Below are 23,953 nucleotides of genomic sequence, written 5' to 3' on the forward strand. Positions count from 1 at the left end.
CCCTTCTCAAGAACGCTGTTGATATTGCCTAGAACCTGTGACGCAAGCCGAGACGAACCAAGGCATCGTGATTGTTCGGCGATGCCGTCGCCGCATAGATCAGCGCGGTTGCCCTGGTGCCGGTTGAATCGACGCCGCTAGCGGTCTGGTAGACGGCCGCAATATAGACATCGGTTCGCACAGACAAGAAGTAGTCGGCTGCCAGCGAGACCTCGTTATAGTTCGCGCCGCCCGTATCGTGAGTTCTGGTGGGCGCAAGAACGCTGCCGAACCTGACGTTGCTCCCATGCATATACGAGTACGCGCCGCCCACTTGCAAGGCTGGCGTAAGCCGCCATATGAGGTTCAATTCAACCGAATTGAACACCGCTGTTCCTTGCGGACCGGTCGTCGAAGTCGGCAGTCCCGACAAGCCGCTTTGCAGGTTCTGGAACTTCACGTTCGAATAGACGACACCGATTTTCACTGGACCGATTGCGTACGAACCGCCGGCTGCAAGAGATTGATACGAGTTTGCATTGATGTAGCCGCCATACACCGGGTTGTTGCTGGCGCTGATGCTTTGCCCGCCTGCGGCGAGCGCGCCCGAGCTGAGCGCGCTATTGCTGAAGAACGAGGTGTTCGGCTGATTGGCATGATCGAGTGCAGCGGCCAGTCTGACCGGACCGTTTGCGTAGCTGACGCCCAACGAATAGACCTGGTTGCGGGCAAACGAACCCGGTACGCCACCAAAACTGTACATGGCGTTAGCGGTCAGGCCTTTAAAGTTCGGGCTTTTATACTTGATCGAATTGTTGATGCGTTGAGCGTTTTGGGTATTGTCGACGTCGCCCGGCAAGGTCGAAGCACCCGTACCGATCTGATCAGCGAAAATCAACGGTCCGATAAAATCAAACAAGGTGTCGTACTGACGGCCCAAGGTAACCGTACCGTAGTCGCTGCTCACACCGACATAGGCCTGTCGGCCGAACTCGAGACCGTTTTGCCCCAAAGCGCCATTGTTGACGTTGAACCCGTTTTCCAGCAGGAACACCGCTGCCAGACCGCCGCCGAGGTCTTCCGAGCCTTTCAGGCCCCAACGGCTGCCATAGAGGCCGGCGATCGAATCCAGATAGAACCGCTTTCCACCAGTATTCGGGTTGGCGGCGGTGTTGGCCCCCCCGGTCTTGGCATTGGACTGGTACACCAACCCCTCGTCAATTACGCCGTACAGCGTGACGCTGCTTTGCGCGTGGACAGCGCCTGAAAACGCACTCATGACTGCAAGAGCGAAAATCGACTTTTTCATATAACGGTCTCCTAACCAATGACTTCATTTAATTTTAAGGTACCAATCTAACCAGCGAACGGCTTCCTACACCTCCTTTGAAGCGGAATCGATTTTTGATTTCCAGCCGTCGGCCACTCCTGAGCCGCAGCTAGTCACATGACGAATTCCACCTGAACCCCACAACGTCCCCACTAATGCAGCCGGTCGCCATGGCACGCCTTGCAGCAGTCGAACCGAATTCCGTCCGAACGCATGTTCGGGAAAACAGTTTGCGGATGTCCTTGCTGGTCTGACTCTTTGCTCGGGTAACATACGATCAGCCGAGCGCAGCGAAGGTCGCGTCGATCAGCCGGTGACGCGTAGGAATCGCAGGATTGCTTTTGAACTGGTTAGGCGCATACGAGAAGCCGAGCTTCACGCCAGGATCGGCGAAGCCATGTGCACCGCCCGCGCCTTGATGGCCAAACGAAAGTGGATTGGGTCCCATGTAGGACACCGGCGGCGAATTCAGCACCACGCCAAGTGCCTGATGATAGTGGCGGCCAACCAGGCGCTCGGGCAAATGGTGCTGTTCCGCGGTCATACGCGCCAGCGCATCGTCACCGATCAACCGTACGCCGTCCACCTCGCCCCCGCAGGCGAGCGCCCCATAAAGCCGTGCAATCGCACGGGGATTCCCGTGGCCGTTGGCCGAGGGTATTTCAGCGCTACGCCATGCATGCGAATTGAAGTCTTCAGTGGCGGACAATTGGGCCCAGAAAATGCTCTCCGGTGTGTCAGGCGCGCGGATTGCGGCAAGCAACCGATTGTCCGAAGCCAGCAGGAAATTCGCGCAGCGCAGCTGATCGGTCTCAGACAGACCGATAGCGTAGTCGAGGCCGAGCGGCACCGCGATCTCCTCACGCAGAAAGCTTCCTAGTGTCTTGCCGGAGACCCGGCGAACGATCTCGCCCAGAATGTATCCTTGCGTCATTACGTGGTATTGCGGATCGGTTCCCGGCGGCGCCACAGGCGCCTGACGTGCCAGCGCATCGGCGATGGCATGAGCCTCATAGGCGGAGCCGCGCGGCAGCTTCCCGGTCAGATATGGCAGGCCTGCGCGATGATCCAGTACGAAGCGCAACGGCAATGCCTCTTTGCCGGCTGCAGCGAACTCTGGCCAGTACGTTGCGACTGGCGCAGCAACGTCCAGCAGATGGCGGTCAGCAAGCATGTGAATGCATAGTGCCGCCACGCCCTTGGCGACCGACATCATATTGACGATGGTGTCTTCCTGCCACGGATGGTCGAATGTCGCGTTTGTGTAGCCTCCCCACAAATCGACGACCGGGCGTCCTTCGACGGTGACAGCCACCGCGGCACCCACTTCTTCACCAGCAGCAAAGTTGGCCGCAAAGGCTTCCGCCACCGCTGCGAAGTGTGGATCGACGAAGCCCGTGATCGGATAGATCCGGCCATCGTGCGACACCTCTCTGCTGAACGGCTTCATCGGTATGTCTCCTCGGTGGCTCGGGTTGCGTTCACTGACGCTCAGATTGTCGCGGGTACGGGATGCGCCCTGCGCAGCATGAGGAGCCCCAACACCGCTGCTGCGGCGACAAATTCGAACCCCCCGGCGATCAGAAGTATCGGCGTGAGATCCCATTGCGCGGCGATCAAGCCGCCGCCGATAGCTGGGCCAATCATTCCGCCGACCTTGGCCGCGCCATGTGACCAGGCGACGCCGGTGGCCCGCATCTCTGGCGGCGAAATGACCGAGCACAGCGCGTTCAGTGCGCCCCACCCGCTGTTGTAGAGAAATCCGAGCGCCGCAAAGGCCAGCGGCGTCCAGACAGAATCCAGATCCATGGTTGCAATCACCGCGATCGCGGCAGCAGCTCCCGCCATATAGGCCGGCAGAACCCGGGCAGCGCCGAAGCGGTCCATGACGAAACCGCTGCTCGCCGTGCCGACTATGCCGGCGACCGCGCTCATAGCCATCAGGCCGGCGATCTGCGACATCGGCATCTGCCGCGCGACATGCAGCAGTGTCGTTGTCCAGGAGTTGTTGATGTAGGTGAAGATGCCCGTGGCGAGGTACGCCAGCCACAGCAGCAAGGTAGTGGCCGCGCGGCCGTCACGGAACAGCGCGCCGAGTGAGAGCCGGGCCTGCCGCTCGCGCTGCCGCACGATATAACGCTGGCCGGCAGCGAAAGCCTGCGACGGGTCGAGCCGACACAGCGTCTCCCCGATCGACGGGTCCGCCGGATTACGCAGCGCGCGATACTGCACCGACTCCGGCAGCCACCGCCACAGGCCGACCAGCAGCACCAGCGGCAACAGCCCGCCAACCCAGAACGCCGCCTGCCAGCCCAGCGGCAGGATCCAGGCCTGCACGCTCGCGCCGATCAGGTTGCCGCCCGTGTAGCCGCAAAACACCACCGAGACCGCAGCGGCGCGATACCGGCGCGGTGCAAACTCGGCCGCCAGCGTGAGGGTCGCGGGAATCACCGCGCTGAAGAAGAACGCGGCGGCAAAGCGCATCGCATCGAGTTGCACCAGCGTACGGATCTGCGAGGTGGCGATCGTCAGCACCGCGAACACGGACATCGCGATCAGCAGCACACGACGGCGTCCGAAGCGGTCGATCACCGGCCCCACCACCATCGTTCCGATCAGCAATGCCAATTGCTGGATGACGAGTACCTGGGTCAATGCGGCAGGATGGACCTTGAGTCCGTGCGCGAGCGCGGGGAGGATAAAGCCGACCATGAAGATGTCGTAGCCGTCGATCACCATCGTCGCGATCAGCAGGGCCACGATCAGTACGTGCAGCCAGCGCAGCGGCTGGCTGCCGATAAATTCGTCGACGTTCAGGTCCGTCGCTCCACTCATGTCATCCTCCATCATTTTTTTTGTGCTTCAGACGCCGGACTCAATCGGTCATCACTTTCGTCTCACGAAGATGCGTACCTGATCAAACCGAAAAACCACCGTCGCTCACCGACCATGAACTCAGACTGGCGGCTCGCGCGAAAAGCCGCTGTGCCAGTTCAATCGTAATCAAATCCGCTCCTCTTCTATATGGACAAGTTAGCGGAGCGCGCGACGTTGTAGCAATCGACCATTGACCTATGGGTTCATAACCTGATCACTATGGGTACTTCCGAAGTGACGCGAGGATAATGCTGTCAGAGACATGAAGTGAGGCAAAAACAATGCTACCGGTGACATTGCGCGGGCTACAGGTATTCGTGGCGGTAGTAGATTCGGGTGGGTTCGGTGCAGCGGCAGCTACGCTCGATATCACGCAGCCCTCGGTAAGCGTTCATATGCGCGAACTGGAAGCCAAGGTGGGTGGCCCCCTCTTTGAACGTCAGCCCGGCATGTCTGCACAACTGACTCCGGCAGGACGAGCATTTTATAGCTATGCGTTGGATACACTGGAACGCACCAACGCGATTTCCGCGAATCTCGGGCAAAACAGACGCAAGTTCCGTTTTGCCGCGCAACGCTTTGTCGCCAGTTTTCTGCTCTCCAAGCCGCTCGAATCATTCTCCGCTGCCTTTCCGCAGATTGAACTGGTCGCGCGTACCGGTACGTTCGAAGAGGTGCATTCGCTGATTTCGCACGGACGGGTGGATCTTGGGTTCATGCTTAGCGACGGCGACATCCCAAGTCTGCACAGCGAGCCCATTGGAAGCTACCGGCTCGCGTTCATCGTCGCGCCCGGTCACCCCTTGGCCAACAAGACGGATATTTCTATCGAGACACTGTCGCGCCATCCCTTCATCGTCGCCTACGAAGGTTCCTATTTCGGCCGCACCATCGCTAATATGCTGCGCGCAATTGGTCTGACGGAGCCGATCGTGGCCTCCCAGGCGCAGGAAATGAGCCTGATCCGCGATATGGTCATCGCCGGAATGGGCATCGCCTGTTCGTTTCGCCGCAGCGTCCAGAAAGACATCGCCGCCGGTACCGTCGTCGAACTCGACGTGAACGCGCCGCCCATGCATCTGGTACTCAGCTATGTGCGCAATCCGAAGACCGACATACTGGAAGTTGACCGCCTCATCGAAATGGTGCGACGCTCCGAAGGCTGGAACAGTTGATCTCGGCAAAAATGGAAAGGGGCGCTGTCATGTGGCTGGCAGCGTGACCTAAGATCGCAAGTAATGCGCTGCGTGATCTGCATTCGCACCACCGCTTTGCGACGCAGAGCCGGCGCACGCACGCAGCGGCCCCGACCCGGCGCTCACAATGCTGAGGCTTATAGCCTCCCTACGGGACTCCTCATCCCAGCGCGATATTGATACTCTTTTCCTCTGTGTAGCTGAAGACCTCTTCAAGGCCCTCTTCCCTGCCAACGCCGCTGGCTTTCTGTCCCCCGAACGGAACGCCTTGATAATGTCCACTCACCGTATTGACCCAGACATATCCGGCCTCCACGCGTTGGCTCATACGCAAGGCAGCATTGAGATCGCTGGTCCATATCGAAGCGGCAAGGCCGTACTGCGAATCATTGGCGATTCTTACTGCTTCTTCGGCATCGCGCCAGCGCATCAGCGACACGATCGGACCAAAAGTTTCTTCCCTGGCCAGCCGCATGTCCTGGGTCACCCCTCCAAAAACGGTTGGTTCCAGCCAGAACCCGCGTTCGAATGCGGCGCCCCGCGGCCGATATCCGCCGGCGAGCAGTTCGGCTCCCTCGCGTTGTGCCGCCTCGACGTAGTCGTTAAGCTTTGCAAGATGGCTCAACGAATTGATAGGTCCCATCACAGTCTTCGGGTCGAGTGGATCGCCCAGACGAATTCGAGACACATCTTCGAGCATGCGCTCCACCATCTCGTCGTAGATCGAATCGTGGACCATCACCCGGCTGGTCGAGCCGCAAGATTGCCCCTGCCAGTGAAAACTCGCGCCGCGAACCGCGGCAACCGCGGCCTTGGCCACATCGCAATCGGGAAACACGATCATGGGGTTTTTCCCCCCGAGTTCCAGTGTAACGTGCTTAACACCCGACTGCGCGGCAGACATCTGAATCCTGCGGCCTGTGGCAACGGAACCGATGAAAGCAATACGCTTGATCGACGGATGCCGAACTAGCGCGTCGCCCACCTCCGCACCCGTACCGGTCACGATGTTGAAGACGCCGGCAGGCACCACCTCGCGGATGATTTCACCGAGCAGCAGGACCGAAAGGGGGCAGGTCTCCGGCGGCTTAACGATCACTGCATTCCCCGCAGCAAGCGCACCGGCAGTGCGGGCAATGGAAAACATCAACGGGTGGTTGAACGCCACGATCCGGGCTACGATCCCGTACGGTTCGCGCAGCGTGTAGTGAAGCATCCCAGCTGCATCCGGAAGCGTCTGGCCCTTGAGTTCGAACGCCGCACCGGCAAAATAGTGAAGCGCATCAATCGACAGCCTGATATCGCCTCGCGTCGACGTGACGGTATTGCCGCTGTCCATCACCTCGGCCTTGATCAGATCGTCAGCCCTTTCAGCCAGTTTTGCGGCAAGCGCACGAAGCACCCCGGCGCGTGCACCCGGCCCCGCCGCCGCCCAGACCGGCCACGCCACCTGCGCCGCAGCTACAGCTCGCTCCACATCGCCAGCCGTTCCCGCCGGAGACTGGCCGATGACAATTTCGCTCGCGGGGTTAATGCTGTCATCCCATCGGCCACTTTCGCTCTCGACCAGTTCACCGCCGATTAGCATTCTTTTTTGTCCCAATGTAGTCATGTCCTCATGCCTTCGCTTCAAATCGTTTCGTGGTTAACGCAATCAGATATGTGCGCACGCAACGCGCCACCAGGCGCAGCTACTTTGCAGCCGTTTCAATCATCAACAGGAATGCCGCGTTCTGCCAGATGTTCACTCCATGCGACATGTCACGTTGATCAGCGCCTGCCGCCCCCCTGCGACTATTTGCATGCAGCGCCTCAGGGCCGGTTCCAACTCGTCCGGATGGTCGACTCGTTCGCCGTGACCGCCACAAGCTTCGACCACCTGTTCGAATGCCGGGGAGGGACTAAGGTCAGTCAACGGCGGCCGTTCCACCGCTGCCGCAGCCCCTTTCGGATACATGGCAACGGTAGCCCGGCGAACCGCAGACCACCCACTATTGTTAAGGATCACGAATAGAACTGGCACATTGTGAGCCCGCGAAGCCCAATGAGCAGGCGTAGGATTGCCGAACATATAGGAGCCGTCGCCGACGAGACAGATAACCATCCTCTCGGGGCACGCCAATTTGGCCCCCAAGGCCGCTCCCAATCCCCAACCAAGTCCTCCGGCCGGACTGCCGCCAAAGTAGGAACCTGGACGATCGAGAGTCAGGTCGGCGGGCGACCCGCCCATCTCGTTGACAATGATGGAATCGATCGGCCGCAACGCATCGATACGCTGGCCGACCCACGCCGGCGACAAGCCGCCCGGCTCGCCTCGCACCAGCGCTCTGGCTTTCCCCGCCGTCAGCATCTTCGAGCGCACTGCCGCTGTCTCGCTGCGCCGCCGAGCCAGGCGCTCGGCGGAGATTGGAGCGCAACCTTCGCCGCCGTCCAACAGCTCCGCGAGTTGGCGAAGCGCGGCCGCCGGATCTCCGGAGAGAGCAAGGTCAATCGGAAAACCGCGCAACGGATAGTTGACAAAGAGCGGGTCGAAGCCGAGCTGGACCACCCGTGCCGTAGCCGGCGGTCCCTCCAGCTCGAGAATCCACGGTACATCGCATTCGACCACCAGTACCAGATCGGCGTCGGCGAGAGCGCTGCGTGCTTCGTACCCTAAATGCATGGGGTGGTCATACGGCAAACAGACATAACGCGGCTGGGGCGTGACGACAGGAATCGCAGCCTGCTCCGCCAGCAGGGCAAGTGCCTCCACCTCGGCGAGCGTACGGCCGATGCCGGAAGCAATGATCAATGGACGCTCGGCCGCCGCCAGCCACTGAGCAACCTGCTTCAAAGCGTGCGCATTACAGGACGGTGGCGCCGTTGGCGGCAAACGCCGACCACCCGGCGTGGTCGGCGCCGGAGCCGCCAGCGGCTCACGCGGCAGTGACAGGTAAACCGGTCCGGCCGGCTCGCTAGCGGCAATGGCCAGACCCCGCATCACCGCCGTCTCCAGTTGCAGCGCCGAGGTCACCTCGAAGGACCATTTGGTACCTTCGCGCGCGAGACCAGTCTGATCGAACATTTCCTGGGCCCAATGGATGTGACGCGAACGACTGCCTGCCATGCCCCCCTCAGTCAACGGAGTACGTCCCGACATCAGCAGCATGGGAATATTGGCTCGCCCTGCGTTGAACAGGCCGTTAAGTCCGTTTGCGAGACCGACGTTCACATGCAACATGACCGCCTGCGGCCGCCCCGATACCATCGTGTGACCATGCGCCATCGACACGGCCAGATTTTCATGGGGAATCGTCAGGACGCGCGGCAGCCGGCGTGCGGGCTCAAGCGTTGCGAGCGCCTCGATCAATGACGGGAAGTCCGTTCCCGCATTTGCGAACAGATATTCGACGTGCTGCTCGCCAAGCAGGCGCAGCAGCACGTCACCGCCCATTGCGGGCACGACTTCGGTCGTCGTCGCCGCGCTTATTGTTGCGTCAGTCATCATTGTTTCGGTCATTGCTCACACCTTGTATCGTCAGAAGTTTGCGGGTTACATGCCGGTATGACGTACGGAAATCGTCTGCGGATACGTAAACTCGCGCAGCCCTTCGAGGCCACCTTCCGTTCCGAAGCCAGACTGTTTATGTCCGCCGAAGGCGGCATGCGGCGACAGGTAGGCAAACTCATTGATCCAGACGGTTCCCGTATCGAGCCGACGTGCAATCTCGGCGCCGTACTCTGGATCGCTAGTCCAGATCGACGCGGCCAATCCGAACTCGCTCGCATTAGTCCGAGCCACCACGTCGTCGATGTCGTCGTATTTGAGAAGCGGAAGAATCGGCCCGAACTGTTCCTCCTGAACGATCCGGCTTTCCTCGGGCGGATTATCCAGAATCGTCAGTGGCACGAAATAACCTGGCCGGTCCGGCAGTTCGCCTCCGGTGAGGAACCGATAACCGTTATTCCTGGCATCGGCGATCAGGACGCGCAGCCGCCCATATTGGGCTGCATTTTGCACCGGTCCCAATTGCACCCCTCGCTCGGCCCCATCGCCCATTCTTATCGTTTTCGCGTAGGCAACCAACGCAGCCTTGAATGGTTCGTAAATGTCCGCATGCACGTACATCCGCTTCGCCGCAATACAGACCTGTCCGGAATTACGGAAGGCAGCCCAGAAGAGGCTCTCGGCTATCGCGGTTACATCTACGTCGGGCAGTACGATGGCCGCATCGTTTCCACCCAGTTCCAGCGTGATACGTTTGAGCCGGTACGACGCACCCCGCATGACAAGCTTGCCGACCTGGGTTGAGCCAGTGAAGCTGATTTTGCCGATGCCCGGATGCTCCGTCATCCAGCCACCCAACGCGTTGGCGCCGGAAATGACGTTGAGCACCCCCGGCGGAAGAAGCTCGTTGAACATTTCACCGAGCTTCAAGGTAGTAAGGGGCGTGGTAGGTGCCGGCTTCACAATGAGCGTGTTGCCGGCAAGCAGCGCCGGCGCCACTTTAAGCATCGCGAGCAGAATCGGCACGTTCCACGGCAAGATAGCGCCGACGACTCCAATAGGAACGCGATAAGTCTCCATGCGGCGCTCGGGCGTGTCTTCCACGATCGTTGTGGGGAAATCGAGCCTGGCAGTTTCGGCGAGCCAGAAGGCCGAACGACGCAACTCTCTCTCCGCATCCGAATGAGTCTTCCCTTGCTCACGGGTCAGCAGACGCGTCAGTGGGTCGATGTGTTGCACTATCTGCTGCGACATTGCCAGAAGCATCTCGCGCCGACGCTCGACAGAAGTCGCGCGCCAGCCGGGAAATGCATCCGCTGCTGCGCCAACCGCCGCGTCCAGTTGAGCTAGCGAGCAGTCCGGCGCGTCGGCGAATACCTCTTCCGTGGCGGGATTGATGACGGCCACATGGCCGTCGGTCGTCACCGGCGAGCCGCCGATGGTCATAACGAAATTGCAGTTGAATTCCATGTCGTCCGTCCTCAACGCTGAATCCGCATGGGTTTGTGATGTCGATGCCGTTGTTGCTCAAAGTGCACGTGTGGCCCCTCCGTCAATCACGACAGAAGCACCGCGGATGTAACTGCCCGCGTCAGATGCGAGGAAAGCGATCAGCTTGCCAATTTCCTCCGGACGAGCGACCCGTTCAACCCCGAGATATCGCGCATAGGCCTCCGGCGCGTCCGCGAGGTTGATACCTTCCGATTGGGAAAAACGCACGAGCACTTCATCCAGCCGCCGACCAGACACCCGCCCGGGCAGCACTGCGTTAACCGAAACGCCATCGCGAAGGCCTAGCTCTGCGGCCGACTTGCTGAAGTTGAGCAAGGCTGCGGCGATAGCGCTTGCCAATGTGGAACCGGTGCGCGGCCGGATCGCGAATACTCCGGAGACCAGAACGACATGGCCGTGGCTTTCCACCAGATAGGGCCATGCCGTCTTGACCATACGCACCGCACCAAAGAACATCGCCGCGAATCCATCGGTCCAATCAGCGGACGTCAAATCAAGCAGCGTGCCCTGACGGAATTCCCCTGCCGTCGACACCAGCACGTCCAGCCGCCCAAACCTGCCGACGGCTTCCGCGACAATCTCCGGCGCTGCCTGCTCGTTCGTGAGATCTGCGGCCACGACGTGAACGACCGCGCCCGTCCGGATTGCGACTCGCTCCGCCACCTCCATCAATCGCTCGCGCCGACGCCCCGAAAGCACGAGGTCTAGCCCTGCGTCGCCCAGTTCCAGCGCTGTGGCCGCACCGATATCTCCACTGGCACCGAGAACGAGAGCGATGCGCCGCCCATTAGCCTGGTTCTGCACCATCAGTCGATCACACCGTACATGGCATCGCGCGACTGGTCGCCTACGGTCATATCGTCAGGATGAGTCTTCATCCCTCGCCGTATCACATCAAAGCTCATGTCTCGTCTCCACAAGGCGATCTCGCCTCTCTATTTAGATGTACGTATCTGAGTAGTGGCGAATCCGATCAATTCGACACCAACGCCTACCCGTCTTCTTTTCTGAATGGACACGTTAGCGGAGCGCGCGATGTCATAGCAATCGACCATTGGACTATGGGTTCATAGCGTGGCCGCTATGGGTAAGGCATCCTGCAAGGACTGAACGATCGCATCCCAAAGACGCCCGTGCCGGTCACCGGAGTCTGCATCCGTGGTCCGTCGACACAGCACGGATCGCTCCGGTGTCAGCAGACGGTCCCATTTAACGAACAGGCTGTGTGCACGATCCGGCTGGCCCGCGTCGAGAGGCAGGTGAACCTGCACCTCCCTATGACGCCGGCCGTTGTACTCGACCTCAAGCGAGGCCGGAAAGACGTTAGGAAAGTACGCGTCGAGGTCCTGCGCATGCCTGACATCAACCCGCGCCGCAAACCCAGCAAGCGCGCGGACCTGGCGCTCATCGCGATTCGCCTTGTACAGCAGATCGGGCGCAAAAGCGGCGCAGGCAAGTTGAAAACCCAGGTTGCAGATCGTGCTGAGACGATCTGCCGCTTCGAGCGGCCGTATCAGGAGCGCTACGTTGGCATGCGGAACGAAGGCCGTGATGTGCGTTATTTTCTCCGGCGTCATTCCCAGGGAAAGCAGATGCTGAAAAGCCACGATCGCGTTCGCGCCTTGTCGAGCCGTCACGAAGGGTTTAAAACCGACCGTCTCAAGGCCCGGGGACAATGCTTCGCAGGTTGGGAAAGCAGGCTTGCCGCCACCCGCTGCGGCGTGCAACCATTCCTCGGTGACCAGCGAGAGATCGCCGCGGAAACCATGCCCTGCTGCATCCGCGGCGCGCACGCCTCGCGCCACCGCTTCACCGAAGAGCAGCCAGCGTCCTGAGGGCATGCCGTGCGGTCGACCAATGCGCCCGCTGGCGCCTGCCAGCGCTAGCGCCATCGCATGCGCCAGCATCAGCGGTGCGTAGCGACGCGCTACCCCAACCGTCACCGCCGCGATCAGCGGTGCACAGAAAAGAGTTGGCCACACACCGCGCGCCAGCGCCTCGAAACCGCCGATTGCCTGACCAAGCTCGATTCCTGCGACATACCCTGCTGTAATGGCATCGCCTGAATCATCCGCCCCCCCTTCGTCGGCCGCCACGGCCAGCGCGCAAGGGACGACGATCGCACCCGGTGTCAGGCCGCCGGCCAGATGGATGTCGTCGCACTCACTAAGACGCGCAATGGCCGCTATCGTCGAAGCGCAGCTAACCGTATCCCGGCAATCTCCATTTAGGGCAGCGAGCGCGCGACCCTCGGGTGTGTCGAGACCGGCCCAAAACGCAGCGGCCGTGTCGGCCACGACAAGATCGACCCCAGGTGATGCAGTGCTGCTCGCCAACCGCTCAGCCCACGCGAGCAGGCTCATCATCGCGCTGGAATCGTGGCGATCGCCGCCTCTTCCCATTTTCGTGATCTCCCCGGCCACGCCGACAACGCGGCGCGGACGTGTTCGTGGATGTCATTCAATCAGCAGCGTATTGCGGTCCCCTGAAGCGCCAAGGATCAGCGGCACGCTCGCGCGCCACGGGCCGTCGTCTAGTGCCAGGTGCACTGACAGGACAACCAGGCTGCCTGGCGGCAACGAATGTGATGACGGTCGATCATGTGTGGCGATGACGGACAACGGATAGACGTCGATGCTTGCCTCGAGTGTCCATCCGACCAGTTTGCCGGGCATGTCCACCGCAGTTGCCTTCAATTCTGGAGCGCCATTGACCGCGTCGACCTCGGCTGCAACGGCAAACACCCAGTTTGCGGCGCCCCCCCATGAACGAGGTTGAGCGGCGGCTGCGACACAGCGTGTCAGGCGAACCCAGGCCCCCTTGTAAGCGATTGACAGTTCGATGCTGAAGCGCTCGCCTAACATCGCGTCGCCCTCGATGCGCAACAACGTCGCGCTCTGCCCAAGGTCGGGGGCGATCCGTTGCAACACCTCTTCGGCGCCCGCGAGACGTGCCACCGATTCAACCGCTGCGAGAATCTCTGAAGCGCGCTTCGCATCGCGCGGGATAGCCTCCAACGCAGCCTCGCCAATCGACGTGGCGTGCTGAGCAAGCTTAGCCTCTTCCCAATCCGCCGGCTGGCGCAAAGTCGCGTAGAGGCTGCTCGCATCGACTAGCGCGTCGCCACCAACGCCCTGGATCAAAGGTTCCGCGACCGACCACGGCAACGCATCGAATCCGATCACGCCGATTTTTCTCGGGGCGGCCGTTCTCTCATTGAGCAACATCGCGGCCTTTTCGCCGAGTCGAGGCGCAGAGATAATTTCTCCAATGTGCGAAACCTCACGAATCCACGGATGCACCCGCTCGGTGAGCGACGCGAGCAACGCTGGCGAGCTCTTCGGCAACACCATCAGAAGCGCCTCGCTCCAATACGGCACAAAGTGTGTCAACCACTGCACCGGTGCTGGTTGGGCGAACGACGTATACGCCAATACCGCATCCAGTTGCGAAGCGAGCATCGCCTTTTGCAACTGCCCCACTCGTGCGTCCAGCACCGCGGCTGGAACCTCTTCCCGCGACCAGCTGATGAGTCCTCGACGCATGTTGCTTGCTCCTTGAATAGAGGGCGGCTCTTAGGCCGGCACCGAGATGAGCTCGCGCGGTGTCGCCGTCAGGACCTCGCACCCTTGGGGCGTCACCCGCACCGTATCGCCGAGCACCATGTATCCGACTTCCGGGTGATAGGTATTGGGATGGACGATGAGCGTCATATCGGGTTCAAGTACGAGGTTGACGTTTTCGAGCACATGAGGGCCATCCACGAACAGCCCCAGACCGTGCCCGCGGACCCGGGTATAGGCCGAAGTAACATAGTCGCCAAGGCCGTGCCGGCGAAACACTTCGTTCTGAGCATAGGCAATCTCGCCGTGGGTTGCGCCCGGGCGTACCGCAGCAATCCCCGCCTCGAGCGCTTCGAGATACACCGCGAAGGCTCGCAGTTGCGCGCCGCTCGGCGGCCCGATCACGAGGGTCCGGCAAAGCTGTGCGTAATAGCCGTCGACGCAGGGCGTCAACTCTGTCGTCACCAGATCGCCCACGGCGAGACGCCGCTCACCAGGCGGATGCATGCCACGCACCTCCTGGCCACCGGAACCGAGGATGACGAAGTTCTCCGGACAGCCCTGCGCACGAAACCATGATTCGATATCTGCAATGAGTTCGTATTCCGTCCTGCCGACCCGCGATGCCGCGCAAAACACCTGGTAGCCGGCATCGGCCAACACTACCGCCCTGCCGACAGCCTCAGCCTCAGCCGGGCTTTTGTTGACCATCAGGCGGTCGAACCATGCGGTAGTCGCGGCCACGGTTGCACCCAGCGGGCCGCGCGCCAGCCGCTGCGGGCTCGCGTGCGCCGACGCCAACCCGACCCGGCGCGTCCCGCTCGATGCCAGCCATTCTTCAACATCCGCGAGCGGTGCACTGGACCACGACACCTGCAACGTGGTTTGCTCGGCCGCGATGCGGGCGGCTTCGACCGGGTTGTCGACGATCAGGCGACTCGCGCCCTGCCGGGCGATGCAGGCTACCGCCTGCCCTTCCATTGGAGTGACATCCAGTGCATAACGCAGATAGTCGCTGCGCCATGCATTGCCTGCAATCACCAGCAGATCAAGCCCGGCATCTTCCATCGCATGGCGCAGACGAGCAGATCGCTCGTCACGCAGAAGAGCGCTCACTTTGCGAACTCCTGATTGCTGGGTTTCGTCCCATAGTCGCGCTGCGCACCCTCGGCGCTGACATAGCCCTGGTGCAGATCCTCTTCGACAAGTTCGCGCGACCGCTCGCGCGGATCGCCGTAGCCGCCGCCGCCCGCGGTCCAGAAGGAGACCGTATCGCCGGCCGCGAGTACGATGTTGCTTTCCTTCGTCACCGAACGTTCCGTGCCGTCGCTGCGCCGTATCGACGCTGCGTTGCTGCGCCCCGGCTGCCCGCCTTCGACGCCCCACGGTGGTTCGATCGTGCGTTCCAGGTTGATGTTGACCGTAGACTTTTGCAAAGAGCGATAGCGCAATTCCACCCCGAGACCACCTCGCTGCCGCCCCGGGCCGCCACTGTCCTCACGCAACTTGTGACACTCCACCAGGAACGGATAGTGGATTTCCTGCAGTTCCACCGGTGTGTTGCGCACATCCCCCTGGCAAATCGAAACCGAGGCCGACGCGCCGTCCTCTTTGGACCGCCCCCCCCAGCCTCCACCGAAGATATTCATCAGCACATAACGCTCGCCGGTCTCCTCGCGCTGCCCGTAGAAGGAACAGCCCCCCATATCGCCCTTGTGCGCAGCAGGAATGAACGACGGCAACGCTGGCGCAAGCGCTCGCAGCAGCGTGTCGATCACGGTCGGCAGCGCAATACTCCACAGACCCAATGCTGCAGGCGGCCGAGCGTTGAGCATGGTGCCTTCCGGCGAGATCAGGGTGAGCGGCCGGAAGCAGCCTTCGTTAACCGGAGCATGAGGCATCGTGATGCATTTGAAGGCGACTCGCGCAGCGGACAGTCCGCCTGAGTACCCCGAATTGAGTGGGCCTGGAACCTGCTCGTTCATCTCCGAGTAGTCGATCGTCAAATCAGAGCCGCTTACCACAACCGAGACCTTGATGCGCAACGGGACGTCCAGGCGGCGGCCATCGCTGTCCATGTGCGATTCCGCGGTATAGGTCCCATCGGGAATGCAGGCGACGATGGCGCGAGCTTCAGCCTCGGCCTGATCCCATGACGCAGCGATACAGTCGCTGACGGTCTGCACCGAATAGCGCCCGTACAGTTCGGCGAGGCGCCGGCCGCCAAGCTGGCATGCTGCGATCTGTGCGCGCAAATCGCCAAGCGATGCATCCGGAAAGCGGATATTGTCCGAGATCATCTGCCAGACCCCTTCGTTACGGTGTCCAGCATCGTAGAGCTTGATCGAGCGCATCTGAATGCCCTCGTGGAAGATCTCGTAGGTCTGCACGTTACCGAAGCCCGTGCGCAGGCCCCCGACATCAGCCCAATGCGCGCGGTTAGCCGCGAAGGCCACTACTTTGTCGCCGAAGAAGCAAGGCGTGTAGACCACCACGTTGTTCAGATGCTGCCCGCACACCCCGGCATGGTTCATGATCACCACATCGCCCGGTGCGAAACCGTCCAGCCCGAAACGTTCGATGCCGTCCTTTACCGCGATGCCGAGGTCGGCCAGAAAGATCGGCAAACCGCCCTCGTTCTGGCAGATCATCCGTCCTTCGGTATCGATGAGGCCACAGCAGAAATCGCGCACCTCGTAAATCATCATGTTGTAGGCCGATTTGCAAAGCGCGAGAGCCATCTCTTCGGCGTAGGCAATCAGCGAGTTGCTGACCACTTCGAGTGTGATGGGATTCACGGTGGACCTCGCCGCGGGTCGTGGCTGTTGCGCGTCGAGGAGCGCCGCTGTCGAGTTGTGCGTGGTCTTCATTGCCGATTTCCTTCGGACAGTTTGATTGAAATCACGATGTGTCCGTGCTCAGTAATGCGAGCGACATCGCCAGGGAACAGAACGGTGGTCGAATGAGGCTCTTCGATGACTGCCGGGCCTTCTACAACGAAGCCCGGAGCGAGGCTGGGGCGCCAGAGAATGCGCGCCGCAAGGGGGTGCTCCGGATCGTCGAAGGTCACATCGCGCACCTGCTCGGGCTGACCCTCGCCCGCTTCGAAGGGCGCCGTCAGAAAGTTGTCGACTGTCGCGTCGCCGCGTGCGACCGTGGCGGTGAGCCGCAAATTGACCACCTCGATGATTTCTCCCGCAGCGGAATGCCCGTAGCGCTGATCATGCAGTTCATCGAACTTGCTGCGCATCGCGGTATTGGTATGCGAGAGGGCCGCTGGTCCCAGCAACGGAACCGTAATGCTGTGCTCCTGGCCGCGGTAGCGCAGGTCGACGGCGAAATCGAACTGTGCGCGCCTCTCGTCGAGTTCGTCTTCAGCGAGTTGGCGTTTGGCCGCGGTCGTGAGATCGTCGAAAGCCGCGATGACAACCTCCTGCTCCAGGCCGCCGAGCACACCCACCAGCGTGCGAACCAGGTCGTGGCGCCACGGCGCCAGTAGCATCCCGAGCGCGGAGAAATTTCCAGGCAGTTTGGGGATTACCAAGGTCGGGATGTAAATTTCTTTACACAATGCAGCGGCGTGAACAGGGCCGGCGCCGCCAAAGGCAATCATCGCCGTGTCGCGCGGATCGACGCCTTTGCGCACGGAGACCGCACGCACTGCGAGCGCCATCGCCGAATCGGCAATGCGTATCACGCCCATCGCAGCTTCCTGTGCCGACAAGCCGATAGAGTCGCCAATCTGCGCGCTGAGCGCTTGCTTCGCCCCGTCGAGATCCAGCGCCATGCCGCCACCCAAAAAACGCCCCGCGTTGAGCCGGCCCAGCACCAGATTGGCGTCGGTGACGGTCGGTTCAACACCGCCCTGGCCGTAGCACACCGGTCCCGGCGCCGCACCTGCGCTATGCGGCCCCACGTGCAGCCCGCCCACTTTGTCGCGCCAGGCGACGCTGCCGCCCCCGGCCCCCACCTCGACGATAGACACGACCGGCAATTGCATCGGCTGCCCCGTCGCGTAACCGCCGATGTAGTAGCCATCCTCGATTGCCGGGACACCATCGGTGATCAAAGTGGCCTTGGCTGTCGTGCCGCCCATATCGAAACCAATAGCCTGGCGGATATCCAAGAGCTTAGCGACGTGTCCCGCACCAATCATTCCCGCAACGGGTCCCGATTCCATCATCGACACCGGCTCGACTGCCGCATGCGCGAGCGACATGCTGCCGCCATTCGAGCGCATGATGTGGATCGCACCGCGAAAGCCGCGTTCGTCAAGGTGGGAGTTGAGCGTATGAAGATAGCGTCGCACTCGAGGCCCTACATAGGCATTGAGCGCGGTCGTCGAGGTCCGTTCATATTCCCGGAATTCGCGCAGGATCTCGTGTGACAACGTGACGAACAGATCCGGATAGGCTTCGCGCAGAATACGTCCCGCAGCAAGCTCGTGCGCAGGATTCGCATAGGCGTGCAGAAAGCATACGGCAACCGACTCAACGCCTTGCGCGACAAGCCGCGCACCGAGTTCCCGCACGGCCCGCCTATCGAGTTCAGTCAACACCTCGCCGCGCGCATTCAGCCGTTCGTGGACCTCATAGCGCAAGTGGCGCGGAATGAGCGGTTGCGGTCGCTGGAAGTGGATATCGAATGCATCCGGCCGGTTGCCGCGCCCAATCTCGTAGACATCACGAAAGCCTTCGGTGGTCAGCAAGGCCGTCGCCACACCTTTACGTTCCAGCACGGTGTTGATCGCAATGGTCGAGCCATGCAGAAACTCGTCCAGCTCGGAAAGCTTGATACCGGTCAGTTCAAGCGCCGTCGCCACACCGCGCGTGGGATTGGCTGGCGTAGTCAGGGTCTTCGCAAGAAGCAGTTCACCAGCCCGATAGCCAACCAGATCTGTGAATGTTCCGCCTATGTCCACACCTACTTGATTCATCTTATGTCCTATATCGTTAGTATCTCTACCGGTTCTGCCCCCGGGTTCTGAATTGTTCAATTCACTGCTGTGGCACGCATTCACGGCGACAGCAATCCGGAAACAATGTAAACAGGTCGATCGACGCGTGCCAGGTGAAGACGCGCCGAGCCGGCATCCCCTCATCCTGTTGACCTGAGGGGGATGCATAACATTGCAATGGCATTGGGCAATGCCGCGCTTTTTGCCGATACGGCTCGCAATGCTGGCAAGAAAGGGCTGCGATGGACAATAATCAGCGACCTGTCGTCGCCGCCCGCCGGTTCGGTGCGCATTCGGTTCGTCCCCTGCCTTGTTCTATGTGCTCAAATTTAATAAACCGCACAGCATCAAGGCAATCCGCCATCGAACTATGGGTTCATAGTAAGATCGCTATGGGTCATCCATGAACGAGGCTGGAACCATGCCGCCGATGACATTGCGCGGGCTACAGGTATTCGTGGCAGTTGTGGATTCAGGCGGTTTCGGAGCGGCGGCGACGGCACTCGATATCACACAACCGTCAGTCAGCGTCCATATACGCGAACTTGAAGCGAAGATCGGGGAACCGCTGTTCGAACGTCAACCGGGCGTATCTCCGCAACTGACTTCCGCGGGCCGCGCTTTCTATGCTTACGCGCTGGAAACACTCGAACGCACTATCGCGATCACCGAAGATTTCGGACAAGCAAAACGAAAGCTGCGATTCGCTGCTCAACGCTTTGTCGCCAACTCCCTGCTGTCAGAACCCCTGCGAGAATTTTCCGCAGCGTTTCCTCAAATCGAACTGGTCGTTCGTACCGGGACATTCGAAGAAGTGCATTCGCTCTGTTTGCGAGGACACGTAGACTTGGGATTCATGCTTAGCAATGGTGAAATCCCGGGCCTGCACAGCGAACCGATGAGACGCTACCGGCTCGCGTTCATCGCGGCACCCCACCATCCGCTCGCTAAATCCGCAGATATTCCGATCCAGACTTTGGCTGGCTATCCATTCGTCGTGCCTTATGACAAGTCCTACTTCGGGCGCACGATCATGCACATGCTGAAGGCGTTCGGTGTGGCCGAGCCGATCGTTGCGTCACAAGCGCAGGAATTCAGCTTGATCCGCGATCTGGTGATTGCCGGCATGGGGATTGCATGCACGCCCCGGCGCGCCGTTCAGAAGGACATCACTGCCGGCACGATTGTCGAATTGGACGTGGATGTCGAGCCCCGCTACCTGGTACTCAGTCATGTGCGCAATTCGAAGATCCACATGCCGGAGATCGACCGCCTGATCGAGATGGTCCGGCGCGCCGAGGGCGGCGGCTGACGGATCGACGAGTGGTGTGGGAAAGGGGAAACCCTCCCAAAGACGCCCGGCATGGCCGGCAACTCATTCGACAGCAATCCGGACGCCCATAGCTAACTGCCTATGAACCCATAGCCTATTGGTCGATTGCCACAACGTTTCGTCGCCCGTTAACGTGTTCATACAAGAGAGGAGACTCGTTTGATGAGCATCGAATCAACACAGGCAACGGCGGCAGGTGGGCGCCCGAATCGGGCGGGACAGAACCCGACGATCCGCCCCGTCGTCTGCAGGGCCGATTGGCGTCCGAAGACCCTGCAGACGGATGACTGGTGTATCGATCTGACTGCCCTGCAGGCTGCGGAGGTAAGACAGGCGCTCGCTCACGTGCGGCAGACGGGCAAGAGTTTCGACGACCTGACATCGGCCGATTTTCCGCTGCCGACGCTCGCATCAATACTCGCAGGACTTCGCGAGCAGTTGGAAAACGGTATCGGCTTCCGGCTCGTGCGCAATTTCCCGACTGACGGGTTAGGCAAGGAAGACCTTCGCATGATTTTCTGGGGATTGGGCAAGCATCTCGGCACGGCGGTCACGCAGAGCGCGCGCGGCGATCTGATCGGCGACGTACGTGACCTTCATCTGAATGCGGCGTCGGGCAAAATGCGAGCCTACACGTCCAACCTGAGCCAGAGCTTCCACACCGATTCTTGCGATGTGGCGGCCCTGTTCGTATTGCGCCAGGGGATCAGCGGCGGCGACAGTCATGTGGTGAGCGCCGTAGCGATTCACAATGAGATGCTACGGGTGCGCCCCGACCTGGTTGAAACCCTCTATCAGCCCTTCTACTGGAGCTGGCAGGACCAGGAAGCGCCGGGCGAGTTGCCCTATTATCAGCAACCGGTCTTCTGCGTGCACGATGGCATCTTCGCGTGCCGGGTTATCGGCGCGCACATCCACTCTGCTCAGGCTTTCCCCGAAGTTCCGCGCCTTACGCCGGCTCAGGTCGAAGCACTCGACATGATCCAGGCGCTTTCCGCCAGTCCAGAATTCCAGATGACGTTCAGGATGTGCCCGGGCGATCTGGAGATACTCAATAACCACGTCGTCCTGCATGGACGAACCCGCTTCGAGGATGGGACGACGGAAGAAACCACACGCCATCTGCTGAGGATGTGGCTCTCGGTTCCCGACAGTCGCGCCCTCAGTCCGCTGATGGGAACCATTTATCGGGATCTTACGCCCGGCGTGGTACGCGGTGGCTTCCCGAGCCGTTCGAATACGTACATGTACGAGACGAAAGTGATGACCGATTGAGTCCGGCGTCTGAAGCACAAAAAAAATGATGGAGGATGACATGAGTGGAGCGACGGACCTGAACGTCGACGAATTTATCGGCAGCCAGCCGCTGCGCTGGCTGCACGTACTGATCGTGGCCCTGCTGATCGCGACGATGGTGATCGACGGCTACGACATCTTCATGGTCGGCTTTATCCTCCCCGCGCTCGCGCACGGACTCAAGGTCCATCCTGCCGCATTGACCCAGGTACTCGTCATCCAGCAATTGGCATTGCTGATCGGAACGATGGTGGTGGGGCCGGTGATCGACCGCTTCGGACGCCGTCGTGTGCTGCTGATCGCGATGTCCGTGTTCGCGGTGCTGACGATCGCCACCTCGCAGATCCGTACGCTGGTGCAACTCGATGCGATGCGCTTTGCCGCCGCGTTCTTCTTCAGCGCGGTGATTCCCGCGACCCTCACGCTGGCGGCCGAGTTTGCACCGCGCCGGTATCGCGCCGCTGCGGTCTCGGTGGTGTTTTGCGGCTACACGGGCGGCAACCTGATCGGCGCGAGCGTGCAGGCCTGGATCCTGCCGCTGGGCTGGCAGGCGGCGTTCTGGGTTGGCGGGCTGTTGCCGCTGGTGCTGCTGGTCGGCCTGTGGCGGTGGCTGCCGGAGTCGGTGCAGTATCGCGCGCTGCGTAATCCGGCGGACCCGTCGATCGGGGAGACGCTGTGTCGGCTCGACCCGTCGCAGGCTTTCGCTGCCGGCCAGCGTTATATCGTGCGGCAGCGCGAGCGGCAGGCCCGGCTCTCACTCGGCGCGCTGTTCCGTGACGGCCGCGCGGCCACTACCTTGCTGCTGTGGCTGGCGTACCTCGCCACGGGCATCTTCACCTACATCAACAACTCCTGGACAACGACACTGCTGCATGTCGCGCGGCAGATGCCGATGTCGCAGATCGCCGGCCTGATGGCTATGAGCGCGGTCGCCGGCATAGTCGGCACGGCGAGCAGCGGTTTCGTCATGGACCGCTTCGGCGCTGCCCGGGTTCTGCCGGCCTATATGGCGGGAGCTGCTGCCGCGATCGCGGTGATTGCAACCATGGATCTGGATTCCGTCTGGACGCCGCTGGCCTTTGCGGCGCTCGGATTTCTCTACAACAGCGGGTGGGGCGCACTGAACGCGCTGTGTTCGATCATGTACCCCCCGGAGATGCGGGCGACCGGCGTCGCCTGGTCAATCGGAGCCGGCAAGGTCGGCGGGATGATCGGCCCGGTCATCGGTGGTGTACTGATCGCCGCGCAATGGGATCTCACGCCAATACTTCTGATCGCTGCTGTACCCGAATTTGTCGCCGCAGCAGCCGTGCTGGTGTTATTCATGCTGCGCAGAACGCAGCCGGTGCCGGCTCCAGCCGTCTGATTACAGGCGAGCCTCAACGTGATCCACCGACCAGAGCGAGCGAGAAGATCCCGCATCGAGGCGCGGGCCGCACCCGCTCTACAACGCGCAACCCTGTCGCAATGCATGAACGCTGCGTCCGATATTTCTCGCCTACATAGAGCAAACGATGACACCTTTCGTACATCTCTCCAGGGACGGCGCCGTCCTCGTGATTGAAATAGACAACCCGCCCCCCGGTGCCACCTTCGCACAAACGGCACGGCAGGAGTTGATAGGAGGACTCCTTGCCGCCCGAGCGGACGCGACTATTGACGCGATAATCCTGTGCGCAACGAATCACCCTTGCGAGGCTGACGCGGAGATCACCGGGTTAGACCTGGGGGGAATGTCTCACCCGGATTCGAACGACATCTTCAACGCCATCGAAGATCTCGCCCGTCCGGTCGTTGCAGTACTGCACGGAACCGTGCTCAGTGGCAGGTTGGAACTCGCGCTTTTAGCTCACTATCGGATCGCCGTTGCGTCAACTACCTTCAGGTTGCCGGAGGTGAAGCTGGAGATATCGCAAGGAACCGGCGGTACGCAACATCTTCCGCGGATTGCGGGGATGCGCGATGCGCTGGATAGGACGACGGGTGGCACGCCTATATCCGCACGCAAGGCCCAGGAGTTGGGGATTGTCGACGTCGTCGTTGAAAACGGGCTTAGGGAAGCGGCATTCAAACTTGTGCACGAGCTCGTCGCGAACGGAACTCCGCCGCGGCGCGCCCGTGACCTGTCCCTGGATAGTTCGGTGATCCACTCCAACTTCTCTAATAATTAATGGAAAAGGCGTGAGGACACAGACTCGCCGTCGACTGTTACGACTTCGGGCTCGCCGGGCGGTCAATTTGGATGGTTAGTGCAAGTACCATCCATCTGGCAAGATGACGTAACGATTTGCTCGAACCAGCTTATGTGCAAATTAGCTGCTCAGCTACGAAGCACAGTGATGAGCCAGGTAGCTGAAAGCACAACCCTTTCCCACACCCGCCGAATTTCATTCGATGGCGGCCTGAGTCTTCAGTGCACGAAT

General features: G+C 60.9%; 17 protein-coding genes. 5 read left to right on the top strand and 12 right to left on the bottom strand.

Features of this window, described 5'->3' with window-relative positions; all coding sequences use genetic code 11:
- Nucleotides 1–28 precede the first annotated feature (28 nt).
- From ACOSV0_RS10475 to ACOSV0_RS10485, 3 genes are all read right to left on the bottom strand, one after another.
- On the bottom strand, nucleotides 29–1,288 hold the full coding sequence (locus ACOSV0_RS10475) for a porin (protein WP_434106098.1): 1,260 nt from the start codon (nucleotides 1,286–1,288) through the stop codon (nucleotides 29–31).
- Nucleotides 1,289–1,586: 298 nt separating this feature from the next.
- Nucleotides 1,587–2,759 carry a serine hydrolase domain-containing protein gene (locus ACOSV0_RS10480; protein WP_434106099.1) on the bottom strand — a complete coding sequence of 391 codons (1,173 nt, stop codon included), beginning with the start codon at nucleotides 2,757–2,759 and terminating at the stop codon, nucleotides 1,587–1,589.
- A 41-nt stretch (nucleotides 2,760–2,800) separates the two neighbouring features.
- Entirely contained in the window at nucleotides 2,801–4,144 is a 1,344-nt protein-coding gene (locus ACOSV0_RS10485) for an MFS transporter (protein ID WP_434106101.1), read from the bottom strand.
- A 323-nt stretch (nucleotides 4,145–4,467) separates the two neighbouring features.
- On the opposite strand from ACOSV0_RS10485, the gene ACOSV0_RS10490 reads away from it, so the two are divergent.
- Entirely contained in the window at nucleotides 4,468–5,361 is an 894-nt protein-coding gene (locus ACOSV0_RS10490; RefSeq protein WP_434106103.1) for a LysR family transcriptional regulator, read from the top strand.
- A 181-nt stretch (nucleotides 5,362–5,542) separates the two neighbouring features.
- On the opposite strand, the gene ACOSV0_RS10495 is transcribed toward ACOSV0_RS10490, so the two are convergent.
- The 9 genes from ACOSV0_RS10495 to ACOSV0_RS10535 form a co-directional block, all read right to left on the bottom strand.
- Nucleotides 5,543–6,994, bottom strand: a complete 1,452-nt coding sequence (locus ACOSV0_RS10495) for an aldehyde dehydrogenase family protein (RefSeq protein WP_434106105.1) — start codon at nucleotides 6,992–6,994, stop codon at nucleotides 5,543–5,545.
- Between the two features lie 132 nt (nucleotides 6,995–7,126).
- Nucleotides 7,127–8,881 (bottom strand): thiamine pyrophosphate-requiring protein, encoded by a 1,755-nt coding sequence (locus ACOSV0_RS10500; protein ID WP_434106106.1) that lies wholly within the window; start codon nucleotides 8,879–8,881, stop codon nucleotides 7,127–7,129.
- Between the two features lie 33 nt (nucleotides 8,882–8,914).
- Nucleotides 8,915–10,339: an aldehyde dehydrogenase family protein gene (locus ACOSV0_RS10505; RefSeq protein WP_434106107.1), complete on the bottom strand. Its 1,425-nt coding sequence runs from the start codon at nucleotides 10,337–10,339 to the stop codon at nucleotides 8,915–8,917.
- A gap of 57 nt (nucleotides 10,340–10,396) precedes the next feature.
- Nucleotides 10,397–11,188, bottom strand: a complete 792-nt coding sequence (locus ACOSV0_RS10510; protein WP_434106108.1) for an SDR family oxidoreductase — start codon at nucleotides 11,186–11,188, stop codon at nucleotides 10,397–10,399.
- 260 nt (nucleotides 11,189–11,448) lie between these two features.
- Nucleotides 11,449–12,783, bottom strand: a complete 1,335-nt coding sequence (locus tag ACOSV0_RS10515; RefSeq protein ID WP_434106110.1) for an MmgE/PrpD family protein — start codon at nucleotides 12,781–12,783, stop codon at nucleotides 11,449–11,451.
- Between the two features lie 54 nt (nucleotides 12,784–12,837).
- A complete protein-coding gene (locus ACOSV0_RS10520) occupies nucleotides 12,838–13,926 on the bottom strand; it encodes an aminopeptidase P family N-terminal domain-containing protein (protein ID WP_434106112.1) in 1,089 nt (362 codons plus the stop codon).
- A gap of 30 nt (nucleotides 13,927–13,956) precedes the next feature.
- Nucleotides 13,957–15,060, bottom strand: coding sequence for a M24 family metallopeptidase (locus ACOSV0_RS10525; protein ID WP_434106114.1), 1,104 nt, complete (start codon nucleotides 15,058–15,060; stop codon nucleotides 13,957–13,959).
- Nucleotides 15,057–16,814 carry a hydantoinase B/oxoprolinase family protein gene (locus ACOSV0_RS10530; RefSeq protein ID WP_434106115.1) on the bottom strand — a complete coding sequence of 586 codons (1,758 nt, stop codon included), beginning with the start codon at nucleotides 16,812–16,814 and terminating at the stop codon, nucleotides 15,057–15,059. The genes ACOSV0_RS10525 and ACOSV0_RS10530 overlap by 4 nt, the downstream gene beginning before the upstream one ends.
- Complete coding sequence (locus tag ACOSV0_RS10535) at nucleotides 16,811–18,940, bottom strand: hydantoinase/oxoprolinase family protein (protein WP_434106117.1); 2,130 nt, start codon at nucleotides 18,938–18,940, stop codon at nucleotides 16,811–16,813. Before ACOSV0_RS10535 ends, ACOSV0_RS10530 begins: the two co-directional genes overlap by 4 nt.
- Nucleotides 18,941–19,304: 364 nt before the next feature.
- Between ACOSV0_RS10535 and ACOSV0_RS10540 the strand changes: the two genes are divergently transcribed.
- The 4 genes from ACOSV0_RS10540 (at nucleotide 19,305) to ACOSV0_RS10555 (ending at nucleotide 23,701) form a co-directional block, all read left to right on the top strand.
- Nucleotides 19,305–20,213 carry a LysR family transcriptional regulator gene (locus ACOSV0_RS10540; protein WP_434106119.1) on the top strand — a complete coding sequence of 303 codons (909 nt, stop codon included), beginning with the start codon at nucleotides 19,305–19,307 and terminating at the stop codon, nucleotides 20,211–20,213.
- Nucleotides 20,214–20,396: 183 nt separating this feature from the next.
- Nucleotides 20,397–21,509: a TauD/TfdA family dioxygenase gene (locus tag ACOSV0_RS10545; protein WP_434106121.1), complete on the top strand. Its 1,113-nt coding sequence runs from the start codon at nucleotides 20,397–20,399 to the stop codon at nucleotides 21,507–21,509.
- 40 nt (nucleotides 21,510–21,549) lie between these two features.
- Nucleotides 21,550–22,896 carry an MFS transporter gene (locus tag ACOSV0_RS10550; RefSeq protein WP_434106122.1) on the top strand — a complete coding sequence of 449 codons (1,347 nt, stop codon included), beginning with the start codon at nucleotides 21,550–21,552 and terminating at the stop codon, nucleotides 22,894–22,896.
- Nucleotides 22,897–23,044: 148 nt separating this feature from the next.
- Nucleotides 23,045–23,701: an enoyl-CoA hydratase/isomerase family protein gene (locus ACOSV0_RS10555; protein ID WP_434106124.1), complete on the top strand. Its 657-nt coding sequence runs from the start codon at nucleotides 23,045–23,047 to the stop codon at nucleotides 23,699–23,701.
- Nucleotides 23,702–23,953: the final 252 nt, after the last annotated feature.

This window comes from Paraburkholderia caffeinilytica (assembly GCF_051027425.1).
Taxonomy (GTDB): Bacteria; Pseudomonadota; Gammaproteobacteria; order Burkholderiales; family Burkholderiaceae; genus Paraburkholderia; species Paraburkholderia caffeinilytica_A.